This window comes from Rhodococcus sp. AH-ZY2, assembly GCF_030916465.1.
Classification (GTDB): Bacteria; Actinomycetota; Actinomycetes; order Mycobacteriales; family Mycobacteriaceae; genus Rhodococcus; species Rhodococcus ruber.
The window spans coordinates 21,101-44,927 of the sequence record NZ_CP126460.1 but is presented as its reverse complement, the minus strand read 5'-3'; the positions used below and the strand labels follow the sequence as shown (position 1 = coordinate 44,927).

The window sequence follows — 23,827 nt, the reverse complement described above, 5'->3', positions numbered from 1 at the left end:
CTGGCCGTCGAGATCCTTAAACGAGCAAGTTCTGGATTTCTTTGGCGGCTGTCTGGAGCATAGCTCCGAGTTCTGTGCGGAGTTGTTCAGTCATGCGGTGAGCGGGCACGGATACATTGATCCCGTAGTATCCTCCGCTCGGGCTGGTGATGGGAACAGCGACTGACATGACGCCGTCTTCGCTTTCTTCCTGGCTCGTTGAGTATTCGGTTTGCCGAATCGTTTCGAGGGCACGCTCCAGATCGGAACGGGAAATGATAGATCCCTTGGTGAGACCCGGGAGCTCCTCATACGGGTACAGGGCATGCAGTTGTTCCGTGGTGAGTAGGCTCAGCATTGCTTTGCCCGTTGCAGTGCAGTTGGCAGGAAGCATCGCACCTTGACGTGAGGCAACGCGGACGGCACGTTGGCTTTCGATGGCCTCCAGAAAGTGTGCGTTCGAGCCTTTGAGCTCGGCAAAGTGCACCGTCTCTCCGGTTGCCTCGAATACCCTTTCCATTGCTGGACGAATTAGCGTTCCGATGTCGACGTGGCGCCGTATGGCGAAGGCGATGGAGCTGAGTGCTTGTCCGGGTTCGTACGCTTTGGTCTGAGGGTTCTGCCGTACGAAACCTCGGTAGAGGAGCATCCCCATGAGGCGATGGGCCGTAGATGACGCCACTCCGAGGTACTTGCTGGCATCGGTGAGCCGGATGCTCGGCCGAGTCTCGAAGAGCAGCAACAATCGGAGTGCGTTGTCGACGGATTCGATGGGGTACTGCGGAGGAGGGCCGTATCTGGAGTCGTCCTCCGCCCGTGATGCGGACATGAGCTTCATGTTACTGACCGGGGGTTCAGTCTCTGTCCGGCTAGGGCGCAGGCCGTCAACGAGGCTCACCAAGTCGTGCGAGTTCATGTCTCCAAGCAGTCTCTGTGTTGAATGCTCCTCCGAGGTCGGGCAGTTCGGCCATATCGGCGTCGGGCAGGTCGACGAGGTGCCCACCAGCCGAAGTCACTTGCAGTGCCAACCCGGACAGGCCGTCCACGCTGATGGCCTGGAGAACTGCTTGCTCGACGGTTTCGGCCGCGCTGGTGAGGCCGTGGCCCCGCAGCACAACAACGGGCCTTGTTCCCATGGCATCGGCCATTTCGGTGGCGAGCCGACGGTCGCGGATGAGTACTCCGCGGGGATAGACGGGCACCCCGTTGGCGGCGAGGCGGGCTCCGGGAATGTCGTACGCCCCTACGATGGGGCGTACTGCAAGCCCTGCCAGGTCGGCGGCAACCACTCGCGGGGGATGGGCGTGAACGACAGCCCGGATGTCTGGGCGGCGCCGGAAGAGCTCGGTGTGCAGCGGCAGTTCGTTGGGGACCGTGTATCCGCCCGCGAGCTCGCCGTCGGCGGCGGGATTGCCGTCGAGGTCCACCATGCGGATGTCTTCGGCTTGCGTATACGCCAGTCCGCGTTCGTACGGGCCGCGACAGCGCACCAGCAATGTGCTGTCGGTAATTTTCAGGCTGATGTGACCCAAGATTCCATCTGCAAGGCCCCGATGGGCCAAGACCCGGCAGGCGAGGGCGATATGTTCCCGGCTGACGCTCTCGGTCTGGGGCAGCAAGTTTCCGGGTGTCATGACGCCCTCCTCGGCGGTGGCTCCAACTGGGGTTCGAGCTTGGCGCGCAGATCCTGCACCGTGATGCCCCTGGCCATGCCCAGACGGCAGGCAATGAGGGCTTTGGGCCAGTTCACGATGGCTGCGCCCCGGACGGTGGTGCCGTCGGTGGTGTAGAGGGCGGCGAACTTGCCGTGGACCTGCGGGTGTCCGATGAGGACGTGGTCGACATTGCCTCCGACGCGTCCCACGACCTGAATTTTCCAGTCGTGCTGGTCGCTCCACACGTATTCAATGGGCGTGTAGGCGCGCGGCTGTTCCGGATGGATGATGTTGTAGGCCACGCAGGCGGCCTGTTCCACCGCGTTAGTCCAGTGCTCGGTCCTGACGTCCTCGCCGTGCTTCTGGTGGCGCCAGCGGGCTACGTCGCCGACGGCGTACACGTTCGCAGCGTCGAGGGCTTGACAGTACTCGTTGAGCACGACCCCGTTGTCCACCAGCAGGCCGGATGCGCTAAGCCAGGAGTCATTGGGGATGACGCCAATACCGATCAGCACGGTGGCCGCCTGAACGCTCTCACCGTTGGTCAGGTGGAGGGAGAAGTTGCCCTCCTCGCCTTCGATAGCTTCCACTCCGGTGCCGAACATGGTGTCGACCCCGTTGTCCTGGTGAAGGTCTGCGAACCACTGGCCGATCTCAGGGTTAAAGAGGCGGCTCATGGGCACGGGCACCGGGTCGATGACGGTGACCTCCAATCCCAGGCCGCGGGCGGTGGCTGCCGCTTCGGCGCCGATGAACCCTGCCCCGATAACGGCCAGCGCCCCACCCCGGAGAAGGTCCCCACGTAGTTCGCGGGCGTCCTCAAGGGTGCGCAGCACGTGAATCCCTGGAGACTGGCCCCAGGGAGAGGGCCGGGGTGATGCTCCGGTGGCAATGACGAGGTTGTCGTAGCGAAGGGGGTCATGCCCTTCAAGCTTCAGCAGGTTCTCGGCGACGTCCAGATCGACAGCGCGGTGCCCCAGCAAGAGTTGGATGTCCTCGGCATCGGCCTGCTCCTGTGTCAGCAGCCGGATAGAGTCCTCGTCGGCGGATCCCGCAAGAACGGATTTCGACAATGGCGGCTTATCGTAGGGAAGTTCGGTCTCTTCTCCCACGAGGATGATCTCCCCCTTATAGCCTTCCAGCCGGAGGGACTGCGCGGTGCGCACCCCGGCAATGGAGGACCCGACGACGACGACGGTGCCCGGGCTCATGCGTCCTCTACCACCAGTGCGGAGACCGGGCAGCTGCGCGCGGCTTCGGTGACGCGGGCGCGGTCGGCTTCGGGGACTTCGGTCTGGAGCAGCACGACGATCCCGTCGTCGTCCAGGTCGAAGTAGTCAGAGGCTCCGACGACGCAGTTCGCGTATCCCTGACAGGCCTGCAGATCGGCTTTTACAACGGGCATGGTCGAACTCCTTAGCTTGAGACGGTGGTGCTCTGGCGGTTGGGGTGTTTATTCGTCTTCGGCCACGAGCGGCCCGAAAGGGTGTCCGATCATGGCCGAGAACGTGGCCGGGGCCTGCCAGGTCAGGGACTCCAGTTCCAGCGGACAGAGCGTTACCCACTGGCCCGAACGAGGAGATTGAATCATCAGCCGCGAACCGTTGCGGGTCTCGATGCGGGTGACCTGGACCTCCGAGAACTCGTTAGCGATCACGATCGGCTTGCCGGTGACGTGCTCTTCGAGCCGGCGGCGTTCCTCGGTGGCCTGGATCGCCGCGAGGCGGTCTTCCTCCTCGCCTTCCCATTCCAGTTTCACAGGAAGATCGCCAGGTTCTGCATGCGGATGACCGACTCGTCGACCATGATGGTGCGACGGGCCAGCTCCCACCCGGACCCGGATGAGGTACGGCGGAGGAGATCCTCGCGTCCTGCCGAGACAGTGGAGGACTCCCCGACGTCACCACGGCTGCGGAAGAGAAGAACCGCCGAGTCCACGATGATCTCTTGCGGGTCGGGGGTGCGGAAGGTGCGCACGTTGGTGATGTAGTGGCGCAGCCGTGATGGGGGGTCTTCGGTCCACGCGTGCTCGGTGGCGAAGCGTGCCACGCGGCGACTGAGCGAGTACTTGTTCTCGTCCCAGTGCGCCATCCCCGGTGAGGTGGAGTATCCGGCGCCCAGGGCAGTGGTGACGCGGACGGGCATGAGATAGTGCACGTCATCGGCGATCCGGGAGAGCCACTCGTCGTAGTCCTGGGCGTCCAACAGGTACGCCTCATCGACCAGCCAACGATGCGCCTCCAGGTGAAGTTCATCGTTGAAAGGCAGGGTCTGCCCCGTCCGCTGAGTACGCGGGGCGTGGGCTCCCAGCGCCGATTGTTCGGACAGCGTCAAGTTCTCGTTCTCGTGTGCCGTTCCAACACTCATGATCAGACCTCCTCGTGAAGGGTTGCTGCGGGCGCGGTCTCTGCGCTGCCGCAGGCCGGGCGGGCGGGCCCCGATCCGGCGGCCGGTGGCGCTTGCACCGGGTCCGAGCCCACGTGCACCTGCGCTGCGGCTTCTACCGGACGTTCGAGGTGATCGGCCCACCGGCGCAACAACTCCCGCTGGTTGTACTCGCTGTAGCCGACACGGGTGGCGCCGGGTCCCGAGTATTCCTCGGGGGACAGGGCCTCGACGACGTTCTCGCCGTTCTCGAGCATGCCCATCCGGCTGTTGAGCAGCAGACGCCGTGCCATGGAGCCGGCGGCAGTATTGGTGAGGGACACCCAGTTCTCGACGTCGTCCTGCTCGAACATGCCGCCACTGCCGAAGCACATGAGATACGCCTTGTAGGAAAGCGCTTTGTACTCCTCCGGCGCGTTCTTGTCGACGGCGAACCACGAGAGGACTTCCGTCTCGTTCTCGCTGATCGGCTGCCACACGCGGATAGAGATGAAGGGGAGCACCTCGTCGGAGCCCTCTTCGACCCGCGGCCAGTTATGGACGAAGCTCATGTTCGGGAACAGTGAGGCCGCCGAGATCATGAACCCGTCCTTGCCGACCACGTCGAGCTGCTCCTGGGTCCACTGCTCCTTCATCCGGGCGATCATCTCGTCCGGGTAGCCCACGTAGCGCAGGCGCTCCTCCAGGCCACCTTCGGGCAGCTTGTAAGTGGTGCCGCCACCGTTGCCAGCCCAGTACGTGGTGCCGTCCTTGCGCTTCTCCGCCTTGGGCTCGCGGAAGAGGCCGATCTCCACCACCGAGGTGTGGGTCTGGGGCGTGTGGTACATGTCCCCGGCGAAGTTCTCGGCCCCGATCTTCCAGTTCGCCTTGACCCGCCAACGCTGAGGGCCACGCAGCTCGATGCCGTCCGCGCTCTGCTTCGTGTAGTAGTCCAGGTAGAACTTGAAGTCCCCCAGGAACTCCTCCAGGGGCTCGGCATCCGGGTCCATGCTGATGAAGATCAGACCGTTGTACGTGGCCAGCGAGGGAGCAGGCAACAAGGTCTGGCCCTTCTTCTTGAAGCCTTCCTCCCCGCCGTATGCCTCCTTGTGAAACGGCAGGCCAACGAGGCGCCCGTCATTGCGGTAAGACCAACCGTGGTACGGGCAACGGAAGTGGGAGGCATTGCCCATCTCCGCCCGGCACACCTGCATGCCCCGGTGGAGGCACATGTTGAACAGGGCCCGGACCTGGCCCTGTTCGTCCCGAGAGATAATGAACGAGTCCTCGAGGACCCTGCGGACCACGTAGTCACCAGCCTCGGGGACCTCCGACTCGTGGGCGACGAACAGCCAGCTGCGGCTGAAGAGACGTTCCTTCTCGAGTTCGAAGAGCTCTTTGTCGTTGTAGATATGTGCAGGGATCATGCCCCGCCGTACGTCCTCGAGGACGCCGTGATGGTCTGCCATGGGAGAGCTCCTTCTCGATCATCGATCAGTCAGTCTGTAGAGCAGAGGTCCACTCTGTCGTGAAGAGGTTTCCGCATTTTGTGATCTACGTCAACCCCTCCCACTCTTCGTGCCAGGTACGGGTGGGTGCGGCAAGGGTCAGTGGCCGTTTTCGGGGGAGTCGGAGTCGCGGGCGGCGTTCTCTCCGCGGTCCAGCCTCGCCAGGGCGGCCATTTCCTCGGCAGTCAGGGAGAAATCGAACACCGAGATGTTCTCGACCAGCCATGCGGGTTTGGCGGCCTGCGGGATCGGGACGATTCCTTGCTGGACGTGCCAGCGGAGCAGAACCTGCGCCGGACTCTTTGCTGTCCGTTGCGCGATCTGCACCACGATGGGGTGGTCACGCAGTCCCGATTCGCGACCAATAGGGCTCCAGGCCTCGGTAATGATGCCCAGGTCCTGGTGCACTGCCCGCGGGGGTAGCCGTGCGAGATCGGGGCTGAGCTGGATCTGGTTCACGTCAGGAACCACGCCGGTCGCGGCAATGACCTTCTCCAAATGGTCCGGCTTGAAATTGGAGACACCGATCGCTTTGACACGGCCTTCGTCCAAGAGCTTGACGAGGCCTCTCCATGCCTCGGTGTACTGGTCCAAGGCCGGCACGGGCCAGTGGCACATGAACATGTCCAGGTAGTCCAGGCCCAAGGCTTGGAGACTGCGGTCGTAGGCCCTCTGCACACCGTCGACGCTGTGGGACTCCTTGTTGAACTTGCTGGAGACGAACAGCTCTTCACGCGCAACGCCGGCAGTGCGGACACCGCGTCCCACCGCGTCTTCATTGCGGTACTGGAACGCGGTGTCGACGAGCCGGTAGCCGCTTTGAATGGCGTAGCGGACGGCCGTCTCGCACTCTTCCCCCACCAGTGGCCAGGTGCCCAGGCCCAGATGCGGAATGCTATGCCCGTGCCGCAGTCGGAGCCTCGGGACCGTTGCGGGGTCATCGCTCGGATGGGTTTTCGTCGTCATGGACAGCCTCTCGTCGAAACGTCTTGCTTTCTTGTCACCGGAGGCAAATAGCGCGAGCCTCGGGGTCTGTGTCGGTCAGTCGACATCTTTGTTGGATCTCCAGGTGGTTGCAGCTGGGGTGATGATGAGCAGGCCCGCGGCCAGCAGGGCCGCGGTCACCGGAACGAGGGTGACCAGCCCGGCCATGCCCAGCGGTGAGAGGAAGAGCGCCGTGGCGCGGAAAGTGCCCGTCAATGCGAGGGCGTCTCCGCGTTCTTCTGGGTGCACCTTCTCCGCTGCGATGGCCGGACCGACGGTCTGCAGGACCCCGGCACCGATGCCGGAGATGGCCAGGGCAATGGCCACCGGGGCGGTCAGACCGGCGAACGGTCCCACTGCGGCCAGTCCCAGCCCTGTAGCTATCATCCCGATGACCAGAGACGCCCTGACGCCCCGGCGCCGGACCCACCCGCTGGCGGTACTACCGACGAGAACGGTGGCGTTGGCGATGGAGAGCAGGATACCGATGACTGCAGCCGGTTGGCCTGCCAGGGACAGGGCCAAAGGGACGTAGGAGTCCAGAAGGCTTTTCCAAACCCCTGCGCCCGTGTTCATCCAGCAGGCAGCGTTGACACCGGGTCGTCGCCACAGACGGACATCCCTGCCAGTGGGTGAAGAAGGCCTGGCCGCGAACGGGGGAAACCTGATCAACAAGGCCGCGGGGACGACGGCGACGGAACCTGCGACGATCCCCATCATGAGTGGCAGTTGCACCGAGGCCTCCCAGAGGTATCCGGCCACCGTGGGGCCGAGAAGCGCACCGATCCCCGCCGCCAGATTGACGTCCCGGAGGCCACTGACCGGTGCGGCGGATGTACGAACGGCGTGGGTCTGGCTGCTGGTCCAGAAGAACGCCCGGGCTATTCCCTGGACCAACTGGGACGCGACAAAAAACACGACCGCGGGAGAAATCGCGAGCAGTGCGCACGAGATCGCGATCATCAGCCCGGATCCCACGAGGAAGGACCTGTCCGGAATCCGACGCATCAACGCGCCCATGTACAGGCGGGTGATCAGCTGTGCGATGGCAGCCACGGCGACCAGCAGCCCGATCTCACTGGGGGTGTAGCCCGCATGCACACCCAAAAGAGGGACGACAACGGACAAAGTGCCCAGCGCGAAGCTGAACAAGATGATGGCCAGCGCGCTCAAGGCCCTGTCATAGTTGACGGAGTCCATGTGCTTTCCCGTGGTGGTAACTCTTTCGCATCGACGTCCTCAAGGATCCGCTGATGCGCTGGCCGATGAGCTTTCGTCACCGGTGTCCGTATTCGGCGTCTCTACTGGTGGACATGCTGGAGGTAGGCGCTGGCGTCCTCCAGGCTCACGACGTCACCGTACTTGTTGTCGATGTCGAAGAGGCTTGCCAGGTGTGGCAGCTCTGCTCTGTCTCCCACGCCCTCTTCCACAACGACTGTGTGGAATCCGTAGGAGCACGCGTCCACAGCGGTGGCGCGGATGCATCCGCTGGTCGTGCATCCGAGGAGGATCACCGTGTCCACGCCCCGGGAGATCAGACGAGCTGCCAGATCGGTACCGAAGAAACAGGACGCGTACTTTTTGACCAGCAGCATCTCGTTCTCGCGACGACCCAGTCGCTCATCCAGCTCCACCCACTCGTTTCCCTCCATCAGCCAGCTGTTGGAAGGGATCTTGCGGATCCACTTGCCGGCCTCCTGAAGGTCCGCATCGTAGGCGACCGTCGAGAAGATCACGGGCACGTCGGCATCGCGTGCGTCTGCAAGCAGTTGTTGGGTGGCCTGCAACTGAGAGTCGAGTTCGCCGGCCAGGGGGGATCTGGTGTCGGTGAACCCCCGGATCAGGTCGATGACCAGCAGCGCTGGCCGCTGCCCGAAGCCGGTCCGGCCGCCCAAACCTTTGGCTCGGAAATCTGCTCGAAGACGTTCGTATTCTTCAACGGCATTGCTGATAGACATTGTTGTCTCTTCTCTTCTCTGCTTTGTTCCTCCGCCGAAGAAGTACGGGGTGACGCACTGGTCCTCACGCCTGCTGGCGGATCATCTGAAGATCGGTAACGCCACCGTGGCCAGGGCGTGGCGCAAGTTCGGCGTGCAGCCTTGGCGGGCCGGAACGTTCAAGTTCTCCACCGATCCCGAACTGGTCGCGAAGGTCACCGACGTGGTGGGGTTGTACTTGGCGCCACCGGACAACGCGATCGTGTTGTGTGTTGACGAGAAGAGTCAGATCCAGGCGCTGGATAGGACCGCGCCGATGCTGCCGATGCGCACCGGCAGCATCGAAAGGCACACCCACGATTACAAGCGGCACGGCACGACGACTCTGTTCGCCGCGTTGGACATTGCGACCGGGCACGTCACCGGCGCGGTCAAGCCGAAGCATCGCCATCAGGAGTTCCTGGCGTTCCTGCGTCAGCTCGACCGCGCCTACCCGGAGGTGGACCTGCACCTGGTGATGGACAACTACGCCACCCACAAAACCCCGGCGGTGAAGGTGTGGCTGGCACAGCATCCGCGGTTCCACGTGCACTTCACCCCGACGTCCGGGTCCTGGCTCAACCTCGTGGAAGTCTGGTTCGGCATCATCGACCGGCAGGCCATCCGCCGCGGTGTCTTTACATCCGTCAAGGACCTCAATGCCAAGATTCGCCAGTTCATCACGGGCTGGAACGACCGCAAACACCCATTCGTCTGGACCAAAACTCCCGAACAGATCCTCGCGAAAGCCAACCCTAAACCAACTTCAGAAACGCGACACTAGGCCGCAGGACGATCCGCAACATTATTCTTGAAGTGAGCCGCGATATCATCCGACGTAGTAATCCAAACATCGTCCTGTTCGGCGATGAAATCCAGGGCCAGGTCAAGGTACTTCTGACGGAACGGCTGGTTGATGATGAACGGGTGAAGGCCAATGCCCATTACTCGCACATGGTCATCCGCTTCCTTAGACAGCTGCTCATACTGGTCCTTAATCAGCTGGACAAAGCCCTCACCGCTGAGACCGTTTCCGCCGAACAGCATCACATCATTCAAAACGGTCGAGTACGGAACACTGAGCATCGGCTTCTCGCCATTGAGATAGAACGGCTGGTCGTCGGCGCACCAGTTCCAGCACATATTCCAGCCCCAGTTCGGCGAGAATCTGAGGTGTCTCAAATGTCTCGGTAAGCGCGGGACCGATCCAACCAGTCGGACGAGTCCCCGTGTGCCGCTCGATTTCGTCCACGACCTCTTCAAGATATTTTCTCTCTACGCTCTTCTCCATCCCGTTCTGGAAGGTCGAATTGTCGCGACCATGAGCCACCCACGACCAGTTGCGCTCGTTTCCGGCCGCGATGACCTGGGGATAAAGCGAACATGCGTCAGAGTTCACAAAGGCGGTCGCCCGCATTCCGTGACGATCGAGCGATTCGATCATCCGCTAGATCCCCACCCGCATTCCATAGTCTCGCCACCCATAGTTGAGGGGGTCCGGGGTCAGCCCAGCTGTTCCGGCAAAAATTGATGTCGACGGCTTGTCGACCGGATAGTGTTCCACCGCGACGCCCGCGTAGAAGGCGACCTTCTTCCCGCCCGGCCACTCGAATCGTGGACGCTCAGTAATCGGTGAATAGTCGTAAAGCGAGTTGTGCATTAGATTCCAGCTTCCTCTTCGAAGTTGTTTGTATCAGACATCTGGTCTTTCGAGCACGAAAGACCGACGAAGGGTTCTGCTAAAGCGAGATGAACGCACCAACCGCGGCGTTGAACTTTTCGCGCTGGTCACTGAACACGTGATGACCAGCGTTGTTGATGAGATAGAGCGAGCTATCCAGGGTGTTGGCAGCGATCAGATCGAAGAGCCCCTTACCCATCGACACCGGCGCCGATCGATCATTGACTCCCCACACAACCAGCGTCGGCACCGGGATTCCTGCGTCGGCAAGCCGTTCCTGAACCCAGCGCCTGCCCTCGCTGAGGCTAGGCAACCAGTGCTCCTCCGCATTGCGTGCATATCCGGCGACAGCGTCGAGCTGCTTTTCGCTCTCGAGCCACTTTGTGGCGATCCCGATGTAGTCCTCGGGCAGATCTCCCTCATTAACCGCCTGGGCAGCATGATAGTGACGGATCAACTCGGCCGAACCTCCGGGGGCAGTCCTTTCGACTCGCTCGTAGAAGTCCATGTCGGTTCCGACGGGCGGCGCCGGTGCCGCAGTCGCACTGCTGATGATGACCAGCTTCTTTACCATCTCAGGGTACTTCAACGCGAGAAGGACCGCCGTCATGCCGCCGCGCGAGTGACCCACCAGGGTCAGGTTCTTGAGCCCCAACTGAGTTGCAAAGTTCGCAACGTGTTCGGCGACCGCGTCGACAGTCCAGTCTTCGTCATTCAGCGGGAGACCAGTCTCGCCCTGACCGAGTTTGTCGACCGCGAGGACACGGCCGTACTCGCCGAAATCCTCTAGAGCGTTGCCCCAGGATTCAATTCCGAGCGGTACGAAGAACCCGAAATGCCCCCCATGGATGAGGAGGATCGGATCCTTGTCCTGACCGTCGTCGAAATAACGCGTCTGAACCCCTCTCACATCGACGGTATGGAGCTTCTGGGTGATTGAAGAGCTTGGCAAGGGTAACGCCTTTCTGTGCACGATAACGATTGAACAATTCATCGCAGTTCGACCCCTACCGACGTGGTAGTTCTGGCCAGTAGAAACCTCTTCTGCGAGTGCCTGAAAGCTACGCGCCTCCGCATCGACTGTCAATGAGGTTTTCTCACCAGAGAGTCACCGACGACAGCAAAGACATCCGAACGGTGTGGCGTGAAAAGAGGACGTGGGGTCCTGCCTGGTAGGGATTGTTTCGAGCAAGAAGCAACCCGGAGCAGGACCCCACGTGATTACCTATCGTGCCACGCTCGACGTGCCCGAGCACACCCTGACCTTCGTCGCCCGTATCCTCGCTGCCCACCGCCGCAGGACCGATCGCCGGCCGTGGCAGCGGGCCGCGACCGTCTACGTCCAGGCTCTGATGGTGCTGCGGTGGTTTCGCGACGGCACCGCTGTCGCCACCCTGGCGCGCGATGCCCGCATCTCGCAGGCCACCGCCTACCGGTATCTCCATGAAGGTATCGACGTGATCGCTGCGCACGCCCCGGACCTGCACGACGTGCTCGAACGTGGGATCGAGTCCGGCTGGGAGCATGTCTGTCTCGACGGCACCCTCATCGCCTCGACTCGCTGCCGGGAGCGTTCCGAGTCCGGGCACGACGTGTGGTACTCGGGTAAACATCGCCGCCATGGCGGCAACGTCCAGGTCCTGACCGATCCGACCGGCTACCCGATCTGGGTGTCCGAGGTTGCCCCCGGTTCGGTGCACGACCTCACCGCTGCTCGTCGGGGCGGGATCCTCGGCGCCCTCTACCACGCTGCCGCCGGCGGGATGCCCACCCTCGCCGACAAGGGGTACACCGGTGCCGGGATCGGTGTCCACGTCCCGACGAAAGGCCATGGTCTCGATGCCGGCGCCCGTTGCCGCAACACGGTGTTGTCTGCGATGCGTGCTCCGGCCGAACGCGCGAACGCGCTGCTGAAGACCCGGTGGAAGGCGCTGCAGCGAATCAGTCTGTGTCCGTGGAGGATCGGCTCGATCGCTGCTGCGGCTCTCGTTCTTCTTCACCTGCAAGCACCGGCCTGGTGAGAAAACCTCAACGCACCTCGCAGCGCGCCTCGGTTGATGAACGCTCATTGGTCAGCAGAGAAAATAGCAGGAAGAGGGCGCCAATTATGGAGAGAATCACCAAGTAAGGCGAAGCCTTCTTGAATGCTGAAATTTCGCCCTCGCCACCTTCTCGATCCAATGTCATAGTTTCGCAATTTCCGTCTCGGACAAAACCTGGAACAGCCCGACCGATCGTGACCCGAACCTTTGCAACTCTGGGGCGAAACACATTTGGGCACAGTGCATCCTGGTCGCTGGAACCGGTGGGGCAGCTACTCGGTGAGCGCTCGATCGTAGTGGTAGCTGTCACCGTCAGGGGTGTCGAAGCCGCCGCGATCATCGATTGTGGCGCCGGGGTAATAGCGCGTGAGGACGTCCTCGGTGGATTGAGTGTCATCCACGCGGATGACCTTGTCTGGTGAGTCGGCGTAGGCCACGCGTGTGACAATGACACTGACACGCGGGTGGAGTGGACTGTGCTTCATAGAGTTTCCGCTTCCTCGTCTGGCTTTGCCGATGAATGAAACAGGCCTGCGCGCCCCGCCTCAACTCAAGATCGTATCGGATGCATCGCTGTGGGGGAGCGGCGCTTTAAGATCAAATTGCTACTCCGACCGGAACCTGCAAATCGCCGATAGCCTGAGCGGCGTGAACAATGGAATCTATTCGTGCAGAGCGGAATGCGACATCGACATCGCCAACTTCCTTGCAGCGGCCACTGAATCAAGGACCGAGATCGAGGTCCGGCACAGGGCCGTAGACCCGGATGACGCTTTCATGAGCGAGATGGTGCTCGAGTTCGAGTCCCCAGCATCGATCGACTCACTTCGAGAGATCATGCGGGGCTGCGTCGACCTTCATGTGATGAGGCAGTCCCTACGGCCATGTCCCCTAAGTGAGAATTCCCTCGAACGAGACGACGACATTGAATAAGTCGTTTGTTCCCAACTATTCCAAGGAACGTGGAGATCTTCAGATGAACAAGTACAGAGTCGGTTTCGTTGTGTTTCAGACCGTGAATGCGCCGTCGATCCGCGAGGCCGAGCGGGTTGCGCGGACTGGGATCGTTGCGGCGCAATCTCTCTGGCGGACAGAGGTCGGTGAGGAGCCCTGTGTGGCGACGAAGTTGGTTGAGGGATGACGGCCTGATCGTAGTGGCTATCTGCCTCTGACCGGATCGGTCAGAGGCAGATTTTGTGTCCGAGGTGTGAGGAGAGGTGTCTTAGTTTGTGCGACTGTGAGACGAGTCGGAGTGTGTGCTTCCGGACTGATTTGTGGGGTGTGGTCCGTTAGGCAGCGAGGAGTGCGTTGGGGCGCGCCTTGCGTGTGCGGATGCTCGAAGCGCCGCCGACTGTGACGTTGGAGTTGCTTCGGCGTTTTGTCGCGCGGTTGATGGAGTCCCGCCGTCTTACAGATGTTTCGGTAATTGAGTGAGTGGGGATCATAAGGAAAGTCCGGTGTGGTCGAGGAAACCGAGGCACAGGTCGTAGCTCGAGCCGATCCGGGCCAGCCCGGTCTCGGTCGCGGTGCGGACCTCGTCGAGGGTATCGGGACACAGGTTGGCCAGTTCGGTGGATTTCATGTTCCCCCAGACCTGTTCGATCGGGTTGAGTTCGGGCGCATACGCCGGGAGGCGTTCGACGTGGAGCCAGTCACGTTGGGTGGCCAGCCAGGCAGTCATCGCCCGGGACCGGTGGGCCATGAGCCCGTCCCAGAGCACGATGAGCTTCTCACCGGCGAAGTGGGCGCGGAGTTCGGTGAGAAACTCGATGAGCCTGTCGGTGTTGTAGGCGCCGTCGGTCATGGAAAACACGAACGCGCTTTCGCTGCGGTCGGGGCGATAGGCCAGCACCCCGGCCATGGACATGCGCTTCCACGAGAAACGGTGACGGAGTACGGGTGTGACACCTTTCGGCGCCCAGGTCGCGCGGACCACCGGGAGCAGCGATACGCCACTTTCGTCCTGGAAGCAGATCCATGCACCTCGGCGCCGCGCTATTTTTTTATCCGCGGCCACTCGTTCTCGCGCCAGGCCACGATGGCATCCTCGTCGCGTTCGACCGCCCGCCGCGTCGGCCGCTGCCGGCTCCAACCCAGCCGGGTCCGCAGGATCGTCCAGGTCTGGGTGGGACCGTAAGTCACGCCGGTGAGCCGCTCGATCACGATCGCGACCCGGTCCAGGGTCCACACCCCGGTGGCGAAGCCGTGAGCCTGGGGTCCTTTGAGCAGTTCTTCTCGGATCACCTCGACCTGGGTGTCGTCGAGACGCGGCCTGCGACCCGCCCGACCTGCACCTTCGAGCGCTTCACTTCCGCCTTCGGTCCACTGCCGAAACCAGCGGGACGCAGTCTGCTGGGACACCTCCAGCTCGACCGCGACATCGATCTGCCGCCGCCCCGCAGCGAACATCTCCGCCGCCCGCATCCGCCGCTCACGCAACGCCCCCAGATCACGGCGGGTACCGCGCTGCTTGACTTTCCGGGGGTCGGGTTCCTCGCCGGAACCGGTCTTCTTCCCTGCCATTCGTCAATGATCAAGCAGCACGGCGCGAATCACGTGCAACGACACGCCCTATTACCGAAACATCTTTAGTGGCAGAGGTAGGTCCTCGATAGTTGGACGAGGTCAGCCTTCTGAGTCGCGCTGAGGTTGTCGGCGAATGCAGCGGCATCTGCGGTGACAGTCGGCGCTGTCACTGCAGTGTCGCAATACGTCCGCCCGATGACTATTACTTCGTCATCGTTGAAGTAGACAATCTCTTTCTCATCCAACCAGTACAGATAGATTTGTTCAGGAGTGAACACCGAAGGATCCGGTGTATAGGGCTTATTCGATCCGCCCCCGTGTCGCGGTTCGTACGGTCCGTCCTTGGGCGAATATGTCGTGTTGGCACTGTCACGTTAATCGAAAAGTATAGCGGCACAGCTAGTTTGGGACGAACTGCTACGGAACATCTTCGGGCCGTTCACTTCAGGCGGCGTCGGTCACGGTGACTTCCTCCCAGACCGCGAATCGGTCGGCCATCTCGGTGCGCCACTCGGTCGCGGTTAGTCGATGCCGGCGGGGCCGGAAGTGAGGTGAGATGCTGCTGAACGCTGACAGGAATCGTTGCGCGTGCCCAGGTGAGGTGAAGCGTTTCATCGCACGTTCGCGTTGTCGGGTCGGTTGGTGCGAGTTCTCGGCGCGATTATTCAAGTACTTCGACTGGCGATGCTCGACCGATCCCAGCAGTTCGCGGTGGGCGACCTGGTAGCTGCCGAGTTTGTCGGTGACGATCACCCGCGGCACATACTCCAGACTTTTGAGCAGCTTGCGGAAGAACCGTTTGGCCGCCAACGCGTTTCGGCGGGACTGGACCAGCACGTCGAGCACGTTTCCATCCTGGTCGACCGCCCGCCATAAGTAATGCAGTGTGCCGTTGATTTTAATGAAGACCTCGTCGAGGTACCACTTGTCACCGGGCCGGGCCCGCCGTCGGCGCAGCGCGTTGGCGTAGGACTGCCCGAACTTGGCGCACCACCGGCGGATCGTCTCGTAACTCACCACGACACCGCGTTCGAGCATCATCTCCTCGACTTCACGGAAGCTGAGCGGAAACCGGAAGTACAACCACACGCAGTGGTTGATGATCTCGGCCGGGTATCTGTGGCCTTTGTACGACAGTAGTGCGGTGCTCACCCCACCGATTCTCCCAGTTCGCCGACTTCAACAACGTGACAGTGCCCTTGGGCGGGCGTGGGGCGTTCAGGTCGTTCCATGCGGCTTTGAGCACCGACCGCAGTGGGCGATCGGCGTTGACGTATTTCGTGACCTTCGAGGTGAGCACGACACCGAGCGCGAGGATGATCACGATCGACTGGAAGTTGATCGGGACGTGCACGATCGCGCGGGCGATGATGAAGATCGCCACGGGGATGACGAAGCCGATTCCGACCGCTCCGTAGCGCACTCGGAACGGCAGTGTGAAGCCGGTCGGGCCGAGATAGTGCCGGTCCACGCGGTGCAACATGTCGTCGTTTTCGATCACGGTCGGTGCCCTTCAGTCGTCGGCCGGTGGTGGCAGGTAGCGGTCAGACCTGGATGCCGACCAGACCGAGGAGCCAGTTGCCGATCCCGGTTGCCGCGTCGGGGTTCGTCGCGACGCCCAGATACGCCATGCCCAACAGCGACAGGCCGCCGACGCTGACGACCTTCGACAGGTTGCCGCGCAGGCCACCCATCAGCACCACGCACGCGATGAGAACGAGGATCGTGACGACGATGTTGTCTTCGATCCATGCGCGCACCCCGGTGGTGCTGACCTCGGTGGTCTGGGCGAGTGCGTCGCCGATGGGGATCGTTGTGATCGCCAGTTCGGCCAAGCTTGACGCGAGAGACATGAGCGCTCCATTGATGGTTCGGTCGATACACCCGAGTTGGGATGGGCGAGACCGTAAAACGGCGAGACGTTTTTCCCCAACAGGGTGACCGCACCTATCGCGTGTGTCCGCAGAGGTCGACAAGCAGATCGAACGAGACGGACACGCACCGTCGAGCGCCCCCGAAATGCGGTGCAGACATGACGCATCCGACGGTGGCCGCAGCAGTGTCCACGAGCTCGCTCTCAGCGTCCACGCAACGATGCGCTCGTCGATGCCTATGGGGCGGTAGCAGTTATAGCTCTCATATGGGTACCCAGTACGCCTATCCCAGCGCCACTCTCGCGCGCTGCGGCAGCGGTGGTGGCCCGGCGGTGATTGAGCGCGGGGAGAAGGGCGGCGCGGGTCAGACGTACGCGCACGGGGAAAGAGCGCTCGTGTGAGCGCATGAAATCAGCGGTGGATTGGGGGATCGATGTGAGCGGTGGATTCGACCGCTCGAAAAAGCGCTCGTAGCGCCTACCCCTCCGGGGTCACTCCCCCCCGGCGTTCCTTGGGGGGGAGTGTAACTCAGAATTCCGCCGAGCGCCAACGCTATTCGCGACCGCCCACGTCGAACGCTATTTCAAGCGCTCGATGCACCGGTCGTACACACGCGCAGCGTCGGTGACGTCCAACGCTGTCGTGCCCGCTCATCGGAGCGATCGTGAAGGCGGGGCGACTCGCACAATCGAGCACTCTTCCGAGCCGTGCACGACCGCTCGAGCGAGCGCTCGAAAGAGCGCGACGCACGTGCATCGACGACCGCCATGTCGAGCGCTCGGCAAAGCGATGCGCACACAGGTTTTCGACCGCTGATTCGAGCGCTCCAACCAGCGGTGTGCAGCCGAGTGGAAGAGCGCTCGATGCAGCGATCGAACGAACAGGGGACGTACGCGCCTCAAGCGTCTGCCGAACATGTTGGACAGCAGGTCAATCGGCGGCCGGCGTCCCGACACGACATGCCATCGCTCGAAGGGGCGGAAGGTGTCCACCCTGTTGGTGAAAACAGCGCCCCTCTGTAACTCTGCTCGCACCCACCGAACAGCAGCCACATCAACGGCGACGTCGACACGAGCGAAAGGCACAGGCAGTGAGCGGAACTCCAGACCCACTCAAAGACTGGTTGGTCGCTGTGTGGCGCGACACGGTCGGAGACAGTGGCGATGCTCGCGGCCCCCGGATCGGTGACGATGGCCGCCCCACCGGAGTCTCGCGCTTCGTGCCGTTCTCACCGTTCACTGCGGTACCTGCCGCAACGGCCTTCGCCAGCTCCCATCTCATTGCCTCCGCAGCCGGCAACCAGGCTGCGATCGACGTGCTGACTCAGCTGCACGACTACCGGTGGCCGCTGGCGGTAGCGACCGCACCGCTGATCGGTCTCGACCTTGTCCGTCACCGTGCCCGCCGGTGGTCGCAGATGCTCGAATCGATGGTCCGGCAGAGCACCGGTCACCTGCCTACGAAGGTCGCTGTTCCGCTGTCCGCTGGTCGGCGCACGATGCGCCGCGCGACGATCACGCTGCCGCGCGGTGCGGTGATCCGACCCAAGCAGTTCGAGGAATTCTCCCGAGCGGTCGAGTCGGCATTTGGTGGCAGCGACTCGTGGGCGATGACGGTGCGGCACGACGCGCACCGCGACCGACTCGTCCTCACCCGCACATCGATCGCCCCGGACACCCGCAGCGAACGGCAGAAGGCTCTTCAGGACGCGCTCGATGCGGCGTCGATCTTCTCCGACCCCAAGGTCACCGTCGAAACGATCGATGAGAACGGCATCGAGACCGGCTATCGGATCACCTTCGACAAGTCGATGAATACCGGCTCGCCCGGCTTCCAAATGAAAGTCGAGGAAGCGCTCGCCTCGTTGGCGGGGGAGCACGAGTCAGGCCGCAATTGGACCACTGATTGGTATCCGAGCAGAGGATTCCTCGTGATGCGTTTGGTCACTGCCATGCCCACGCGTGTGGACCACCCCCTCGAATTGGTCGACGAGAACCTGCGGCACCTGCCCTATGCGACCGGTGCCGCGGACCGGATCATGTTCTGGGATGTGTCCACCAGCTCGAACAAGCCGCACTGCCTGATCGTCGGCCCCACCGGCGGTGGCAAGACCTCCGTGATCCGCACGCTGCTCACCGAAGCGGCGCGGCGCGGGATCCCGTTCGTCGGGGTCGATCCGAAGATGATCGAACTCGACGGCCTCGAGGGCTATCCGGGGTGCGGGGCGATCATCTACGACGCACTGCGCGCGGCGATGTTCGTGCGCGCCCTGCATACCGAGATGATGGCGCGCAACGCCTACATCCATCAGATGAAGATCGAAGGCTCGCAGCTACCGCTGATGATCGCGGTGCTCGACGAGTTCTTCATCCTCTCCGGCAAGTGGCAGCGCCTCGCCAAGACCGGTGACGACGAGACCAAGGCACAGCTGAAAGAACTCGATCCGCTCGGCGCGTGGGCGGATCTGGCGGTGCTCGCCCGCTCGGCCGGCATCCGCTTGTTGCTCGGGGTGCAGCGCCCGGATGCGTCCCTGTTCGGCGGCGCCTCGGGCAATGCGCGGGACAACTTCGGCACCCGCATTTCGCTCGGCAATCTCTCGCAGGACGGCGCGCTGATGATGTGGGGGGATTCCACCGTCGGCCGGGAGGTCGACACGTCGGTCAAGGGCCGCGGGATCGCGCTCGGGGACGACGGTAATCCGGTCGATGCGCAGATGTGGTGGACCCCGAACGTCGATAAGCATCCGAACAAGTGGAACCAGCTCTCGCAGAGCGAAAAGGCGATCATCGACGGCCTCATACCAGCGGAGGCGCCGCAGTTCACGTGCTACTCGCCGGAGCTGGCCGAGTTCATCGAATCCGAGCGGGCGCTGGCGAAGCGTGCGCGTAGCCACGGCAGCGTGCCCGAGCCGATCGTCATCGGGGCGGGTCGTGGCGACGATTCCGCGGTGTCGATGGTCAAAGAAGAGCCCGAGTCGGCACCGGAACCGGAGGCAGAAGACGACGACTTCGCCGATGCCATTCCGGCGTCGAGTGTGCAGGCCGGTCAGACCGTGCTCATCGACGACGATGACGGCGAGCTGGTGCCGGTCACCGTCGACGAGGTCGAGGTGCGCCGCAACAAGAAGGGCGAGGTCACCTCGACCGTTCTGATCGTGGGCACCGGCCGCGTCAAGACCCGCATCACCTTCGATGCGACCGGCGTCGTAGCCCTGCCCGATCCCGACTCCGTAGGAGCGCCCGTATGACCTTGTGACCGTGCCGCATCGCACCGATGGGCCGACCTTGATCAGTGGCTCTCGTGCCGAGAGTCCATCCGCTACCGCAACACCGGAAAAACACCCTCGAAAGGATCACCATGACCCGCCGTATCTCCCAGTCGATCACCCCCACCACCGAGGACGTCGTCGCGCTGCGCGGACCGTTCATCTCCAAGGGCGCCAACGATCCGGTCATCGCTGCACTGCGCGAGTACTTCAAGGCATCGGTGCCTGCGTGGCTGCCCAAGCTCGACGAGAAGCAGGAACTGACCCGCGAACGTCTCGCCGAGATCCGCGACGCTTCGACCAAACGCCGCGCGGTCATCGAGGCGTTGCCCGAGGGCAAGGCCCGCGAGCAGGCGTTGGCCGAGTTGGAGCAGACCGAGGCCGTCGTCGAGGACATGGACACCGCGCTGGCCGGCGCCGGTGCCTTCGGCGGGAACTGACGATGACGCCGACCGTAGAAATCGAGGCGACCTCTGCGACGACAGCGCGCGCACAGCTCGCCGGTGCCGACGTGCCGCCGATGGAACTGGCTGCGACCGAGTTCAAGAATCTGGCAGCTGTCGTGCACGAGTTCGTGCGCACCATCGCGGTGGAGCAACAGGCGGCGGTCGAAGTCGTCTATCGGACGGGCAAAGACACTCGTTTTCTCACGGTCGGCCCTGACGGTAAGCTCACCGAGAACGCCCCGAGCGTGCCCATCCCGGTCGTGGCGACCGATCCGGAACCGGCGGCCGCGGAGCCTGCCTCCCCGCCGCCGGCCGGACCGGTGACCGTGGCCGCCGAATCGATCCCGTACGAGGCGCCCGCTCAGCCTGTCGAGCCGCCCGTGCGGCCCGCGCACACGGCTGCACCCACCGCGGGGCTTGTCCGGCCCGTAGACGCGGCCACAGGCCCGATCGGGGTGGTGCCGGCACTGTCGGCACCGGGCGTGAATCCCGCGGCGAGCCTGCCCGCCCGGATCGGTATGCGGGGCCGTCTCAATGCGATGCTCGGCCTGGCCTTGGCCCCGAAGGCGGACTCGCTCGAGATGCGGCTGCGCGAGGCACAGGCAGCGATCGCGGGCCCGCTGCCGGAGGGCGCGGTGATCACCTTCGCCAACCTCAAAGGTGGCGTCGGCAAAACGCCGATGTCGATCGCCCTGGCCGAGACGATTGCCGAGTACCGCGGCCCCGCCACGGCCGCGTGCTTGGACCTCGGGGAAATCGGCGGCAGTTTCGCCGACCGGGTCGCGGTCCCCCCGGCAGCAGGACACGATGCGGTCAGCGTCCTCGCGGACCTCGGCCAGACGCCACACCAGGTACGCCCGTCCACCCTGGCGCGCTATCTGACCCGCCAGCCGAACGGCTCCTACGCCCTGGCAGGACCGGCTGGAGCCGAAGCGCCACTGAGCTTCGACGATGCCGCCACGCTCGGGGCGATCCTCGAACGGCACTACGACCTGATGCTCGCGGACACCGGAAACTCCAGCCACTCCGGCAGCTGGCGGTGGGCGATCACCGCCGCACACACGGTTGTTGTGCCCGTTCCGCTGCGTCGCGACGCCGCCGTGGCCGCGCAGCGCACCCTCACTGCGATCTCCGCGGTCCGCCCGGATGTGCTCGCGCGCACCGTTGTCGTCATCACCGACGGGCCGGGGGATGCGCCGATGGTCGAGACCGAGGCCGTCGAGGCGTTCACCGCGCTCGGGGTGTCGGTGTGCCGGATGCCCTTCGAGCCGGTCTTCGCGTCCGGGGAACGGATCGTGCTTTCACAGCTGCGGCGCGAGACCTGCGATGCGTTGACCGTGCTCGCGGCGACCGTCACCCGGATCGGCAGTGGTGCTGCTGGTTGAGTCGTTGCCCCCGCTGCGCGGTGGGCCCTGTTTTCTTCACCTACTTTCACCGAGAGGTACAGATGAGCATCGACACCACTATCGGAAACCGCGCCGCGCGCCGCGCACAGGGGCGGCATCGCCGTCGGTCCGCAAAGACCACCGCGACGGCGCTGGCGGTGGCCTCCGCTGCGTTCGGGATGTCCGCGATGGTGGCGGGCCCGGCGTCGGCCGCGCCGATCCAGGGCGGGGTGACCGGCGGCACCACGCAGGAAGGTGTGACCAGCGGCGCGCAGACCGGCGGCACCACCGCGGCCGAGACGCCTGCGCCGAGCGCCGCGGAGCCGAAGGCCGACAGCAGTTTCTGGGTCGCGCCGCCGGCACAGTACAACCAGGGCACGCGCGCCTACGACCCGCAGACCGGTGGCGGGGTGACCGTCGTGGACTACTCGACCGACTATTTGACCGACTACTCCGGTGGGGGTGGATACGGCGGCGACAGCGGTTACGGCCACTCGGGTGAGGCGACGCCGGCTGTGGACTGGAGCCAGCTGCGTGCCCCGACCCCGGTGATCGACCCGACCGTGCCGATCGAGGCACCCAAGGACACGATGCGCATGGGCCGCGTGGTGTTCGACCAGCCCAACTGGGTCTCCGACATCGACGCCGAACGCACCAACAACACCACCGCAGTGATCGAAGCTCAGGTCACCGATGCGTGGCGCTCGGTCGGCCTCGATACCACCGAAGCCGAACGTGTCGCCTCGGCGCAGGTCGCCGGCGCTGCGCTCGGTGCCGGTGCCGGTGCGGCTGCCGGGTGCGCAGCGGTCGGTGTCCCGGCCAGCCTCGTGGTCAGCACGGTCGCCGGTATCGGCGGCGCGATGGCCGGAACGATGGTGCCGCTTCCGATCCCCGGCGTTGCTCCGGTCACCAGCGGTGTGGCCGCGACAGCGGTCGGTGCGGCCGGCGGTCTGGGTGTCGGGTGCGCGATCGGCGGCGGTATCGGCGCTGCTGTCGGTGGTGCTGCCGGCCTTGCTGCCGGCACGGCCTACGGCGCCGGTGAGAACGCCACGCCGATCGAGGCTGAGGTTCCCGACGTCGAGGCCGAGACCGTCGGCGAGCAGGTCGACGCCACGCTCGAACAGTGGTCACAGGACCCGGTCGGTCAGGTCGTCGTCGACGCTGTGCAGACCTTCACCACCGACACGGCCCCGGCGATCGACACGCAGGCCCGCGATTTCGTGCAGGCACAGCCGGGCGGTGAGCAGATCATCGAACAGGTCGACCAGACCCTCGAGACGTTCTTCAACGACGCCACCCCGGGCCTGGCCGGAAACCTGATCACCAACGCCATCGGCGACGGAATCACCCAGTTCGGTATCTGAGTCGAGATGAAAGTGGGCAGCGTCATGAGGAAGCCGAACATCAAGCGGCGGACCCCTCGCCATCCCGCGGTGGTCGACCTTCTCGGTGGTGCACCCACCTCATCTGCGGCGACGCCGTCGACCCCGACCGCTTCGGCGGCACCGGGACCGGCGGCGTCGCCGCGCGCGGGTGGCCGTCGGCGAGTCGGCCGCACTGCCGCTGTCGTTGTGGTGGCCGCGGCCGTCGTGGCAGGCGCGATCGCCGTCGCCGGACAGTTCACCGCAGGTCACAGCGCCGCCGAATCAGCCGCGTCGACAGAGGCTTCGGACCCGGCATTCGCCCCGGTCGACGACAACGGTCTGCCGGTGCTCAATCTGCCAGAGGACACCGAGCCGGCCGCTGCCCCCGCCGATCCGGAGGTCAGCGATGAATGCCGCGCCGATCGCGGTGATCAGCGCAGTGGGCAGGGCGTGATCGCCGCGTTCAACTACGCGTACTACAACCGCCGCGATGGGGTCGCCGCCCGCGCCCTGGCCACCCCGACCTCGACGGTCACGCCCGCCCCGGAGTTGCAGACCTTCATCGACAAGCTCCCGCAGGGCACCAACTACTGCCTGCGCACCGTCGAGCTGTCGGACGGGGTCTTCCTCGTCGACCTGTCGGTCATGCGACCCGGTGTGCCGGTCGAGCGCGGCACTCAGACCGTGACCACCGCGAAGATCGACGGCCTCTGGTACGTCGACGTGTTCAAGTGACCGGGCCCCGCGCCGCCGTCCCTGCTGTTCCGAAAGGACCACC

25 protein-coding genes and 2 pseudogenes are annotated in these 23,827 nt (G+C 63.9%); 8 read left to right on the top strand and 19 right to left on the bottom strand.

Annotated elements, in window-relative coordinates; translation table 11 throughout:
- Positions 1–16: 16 nt before the first annotated feature.
- The 10 genes from QNA09_RS27695 to QNA09_RS27650 all read right to left on the bottom strand — a co-directional run bounded on the left by QNA09_RS27695 (position 17) and on the right by QNA09_RS27650 (position 8,448).
- The gene (locus QNA09_RS27695; RefSeq protein ID WP_064257513.1) at positions 17–817 is read right to left on the bottom strand and encodes an IclR family transcriptional regulator; all 801 of its coding nucleotides are present in this window, start codon (positions 815–817) and stop codon (positions 17–19) included.
- A gap of 46 nt (positions 818–863) precedes the next feature.
- Complete coding sequence (locus QNA09_RS27690) at positions 864–1,613, bottom strand: class II aldolase/adducin family protein (RefSeq protein ID WP_064257514.1); 750 nt, start codon at positions 1,611–1,613, stop codon at positions 864–866.
- Positions 1,610–2,845, bottom strand: a complete 1,236-nt coding sequence (locus tag QNA09_RS27685; protein WP_064257515.1) for an NAD(P)/FAD-dependent oxidoreductase — start codon at positions 2,843–2,845, stop codon at positions 1,610–1,612. The genes QNA09_RS27690 and QNA09_RS27685 overlap by 4 nt, the downstream gene beginning before the upstream one ends.
- Positions 2,842–3,039, bottom strand: coding sequence for a ferredoxin (locus tag QNA09_RS27680; protein ID WP_006897055.1), 198 nt, complete (start codon positions 3,037–3,039; stop codon positions 2,842–2,844). Before QNA09_RS27680 ends, QNA09_RS27685 begins: the two co-directional genes overlap by 4 nt.
- Positions 3,040–3,087: 48 nt before the next feature.
- Positions 3,088–3,393: a hypothetical protein gene (locus QNA09_RS27675; RefSeq protein WP_006897056.1), complete on the bottom strand. Its 306-nt coding sequence runs from the start codon at positions 3,391–3,393 to the stop codon at positions 3,088–3,090.
- Positions 3,390–4,001 (bottom strand): 3-phenylpropionate/cinnamic acid dioxygenase subunit beta, encoded by a 612-nt coding sequence (locus tag QNA09_RS27670; protein WP_006897057.1) that lies wholly within the window; start codon positions 3,999–4,001, stop codon positions 3,390–3,392. The genes QNA09_RS27675 and QNA09_RS27670 overlap by 4 nt, the downstream gene beginning before the upstream one ends.
- 2 nt (positions 4,002–4,003) lie before the next feature.
- Positions 4,004–5,467, bottom strand: a complete 1,464-nt coding sequence (locus tag QNA09_RS27665; RefSeq protein ID WP_006897058.1) for an aromatic-ring-hydroxylating dioxygenase subunit alpha — start codon at positions 5,465–5,467, stop codon at positions 4,004–4,006.
- A 138-nt stretch (positions 5,468–5,605) separates the two neighbouring features.
- On the bottom strand, positions 5,606–6,472 hold the full coding sequence (locus QNA09_RS27660; protein WP_006897059.1) for an aldo/keto reductase: 867 nt from the start codon (positions 6,470–6,472) through the stop codon (positions 5,606–5,608).
- Positions 6,473–6,547: 75 nt separating this feature from the next.
- A complete protein-coding gene (locus QNA09_RS27655; RefSeq protein ID WP_020171244.1) occupies positions 6,548–7,690 on the bottom strand; it encodes an MFS transporter in 1,143 nt (380 codons plus the stop codon).
- Positions 7,691–7,791: 101 nt separating this feature from the next.
- Positions 7,792–8,448 carry an N-carbamoylsarcosine amidohydrolase gene (locus tag QNA09_RS27650; RefSeq protein ID WP_055476446.1) on the bottom strand — a complete coding sequence of 219 codons (657 nt, stop codon included), beginning with the start codon at positions 8,446–8,448 and terminating at the stop codon, positions 7,792–7,794.
- Positions 8,449–8,476: 28 nt separating this feature from the next.
- Here QNA09_RS27650 and QNA09_RS27645 point away from each other — a divergent pair.
- Positions 8,477–9,250: pseudogene (locus QNA09_RS27645) on the top strand (IS630 family transposase); the annotation flags it as partial.
- Here the strand turns inward: QNA09_RS27645 and QNA09_RS27640 are convergent.
- Together QNA09_RS27640 and QNA09_RS27635 are read right to left on the bottom strand one after the other, a co-directional pair.
- Positions 9,247–10,126, bottom strand: a pseudogene (locus QNA09_RS27640) (polysaccharide deacetylase family protein). The pseudogenes QNA09_RS27645 and QNA09_RS27640 sit on opposite strands and share 4 nt — an antisense overlap.
- A 79-nt stretch (positions 10,127–10,205) precedes the next feature.
- Entirely contained in the window at positions 10,206–11,120 is a 915-nt protein-coding gene (locus tag QNA09_RS27635; RefSeq protein WP_308072627.1) for an alpha/beta hydrolase, read from the bottom strand.
- Positions 11,121–11,364: 244 nt separating this feature from the next.
- Here QNA09_RS27635 and QNA09_RS27630 point away from each other — a divergent pair, with 244 nt between their 5' ends.
- A complete protein-coding gene (locus QNA09_RS27630) occupies positions 11,365–12,168 on the top strand; it encodes an IS5 family transposase (protein WP_219130572.1) in 804 nt (267 codons plus the stop codon).
- Positions 12,169–12,461: 293 nt separating this feature from the next.
- On the opposite strand, the gene QNA09_RS27625 is transcribed toward QNA09_RS27630, so the two are convergent.
- Positions 12,462–12,626 (bottom strand): hypothetical protein, encoded by a 165-nt coding sequence (locus tag QNA09_RS27625; protein ID WP_156665543.1) that lies wholly within the window; start codon positions 12,624–12,626, stop codon positions 12,462–12,464.
- A 211-nt stretch (positions 12,627–12,837) separates the two neighbouring features.
- Between QNA09_RS27625 and QNA09_RS27620 the strand changes: the two genes are divergently transcribed.
- Entirely contained in the window at positions 12,838–13,122 is a 285-nt protein-coding gene (locus tag QNA09_RS27620; protein ID WP_064257824.1) for a hypothetical protein, read from the top strand.
- A 508-nt stretch (positions 13,123–13,630) separates the two neighbouring features.
- Here the strand turns inward: QNA09_RS27620 and QNA09_RS27615 are convergent.
- From QNA09_RS27615 to QNA09_RS27595, 6 genes are all read right to left on the bottom strand, one after another.
- On the bottom strand, positions 13,631–14,206 hold the full coding sequence (locus tag QNA09_RS27615; RefSeq protein ID WP_197481974.1) for an IS630 family transposase: 576 nt from the start codon (positions 14,204–14,206) through the stop codon (positions 13,631–13,633).
- Positions 14,185–14,712: a winged helix-turn-helix domain-containing protein gene (locus QNA09_RS27610; protein WP_064257835.1), complete on the bottom strand. Its 528-nt coding sequence runs from the start codon at positions 14,710–14,712 to the stop codon at positions 14,185–14,187. The genes QNA09_RS27615 and QNA09_RS27610 overlap by 22 nt, the downstream gene beginning before the upstream one ends.
- A gap of 65 nt (positions 14,713–14,777) precedes the next feature.
- Positions 14,778–14,993: a DUF732 domain-containing protein gene (locus QNA09_RS29240; RefSeq protein WP_064257816.1), complete on the bottom strand. Its 216-nt coding sequence runs from the start codon at positions 14,991–14,993 to the stop codon at positions 14,778–14,780.
- A 166-nt stretch (positions 14,994–15,159) separates the two neighbouring features.
- On the bottom strand, positions 15,160–15,867 hold the full coding sequence (locus tag QNA09_RS27605) for an IS6 family transposase (protein WP_064257844.1): 708 nt from the start codon (positions 15,865–15,867) through the stop codon (positions 15,160–15,162).
- Positions 15,767–16,216, bottom strand: a complete 450-nt coding sequence (locus QNA09_RS27600; RefSeq protein WP_308072626.1) for a hypothetical protein — start codon at positions 16,214–16,216, stop codon at positions 15,767–15,769. The genes QNA09_RS27605 and QNA09_RS27600 overlap by 101 nt, the downstream gene beginning before the upstream one ends.
- Before the next feature lie 43 nt (positions 16,217–16,259).
- The gene (locus tag QNA09_RS27595; RefSeq protein ID WP_308072624.1) at positions 16,260–16,568 is read right to left on the bottom strand and encodes a hypothetical protein; all 309 of its coding nucleotides are present in this window, start codon (positions 16,566–16,568) and stop codon (positions 16,260–16,262) included.
- 1,111 nt (positions 16,569–17,679) lie between these two features.
- Here QNA09_RS27595 and QNA09_RS27590 point away from each other — a divergent pair.
- The 5 genes from QNA09_RS27590 (at position 17,680) to QNA09_RS27570 (ending at position 23,784) form a co-directional block, all read left to right on the top strand.
- Positions 17,680–19,836, top strand: coding sequence for an FtsK/SpoIIIE domain-containing protein (locus QNA09_RS27590; protein WP_308072623.1), 2,157 nt, complete (start codon positions 17,680–17,682; stop codon positions 19,834–19,836).
- A gap of 110 nt (positions 19,837–19,946) precedes the next feature.
- Positions 19,947–20,294 carry a hypothetical protein gene (locus QNA09_RS27585; protein ID WP_064257753.1) on the top strand — a complete coding sequence of 116 codons (348 nt, stop codon included), beginning with the start codon at positions 19,947–19,949 and terminating at the stop codon, positions 20,292–20,294.
- 2 nt (positions 20,295–20,296) lie between these two features.
- The gene (locus QNA09_RS27580) at positions 20,297–21,685 is read left to right on the top strand and encodes a ParA family protein (protein WP_308072621.1); all 1,389 of its coding nucleotides are present in this window, start codon (positions 20,297–20,299) and stop codon (positions 21,683–21,685) included.
- A gap of 62 nt (positions 21,686–21,747) precedes the next feature.
- A complete protein-coding gene (locus tag QNA09_RS27575) occupies positions 21,748–23,049 on the top strand; it encodes an insoluble domain protein (RefSeq protein ID WP_308072618.1) in 1,302 nt (433 codons plus the stop codon).
- Between the two features lie 225 nt (positions 23,050–23,274).
- Complete coding sequence (locus QNA09_RS27570; RefSeq protein ID WP_308072615.1) at positions 23,275–23,784, top strand: hypothetical protein; 510 nt, start codon at positions 23,275–23,277, stop codon at positions 23,782–23,784.
- Positions 23,785–23,827: the final 43 nt, after the last annotated feature.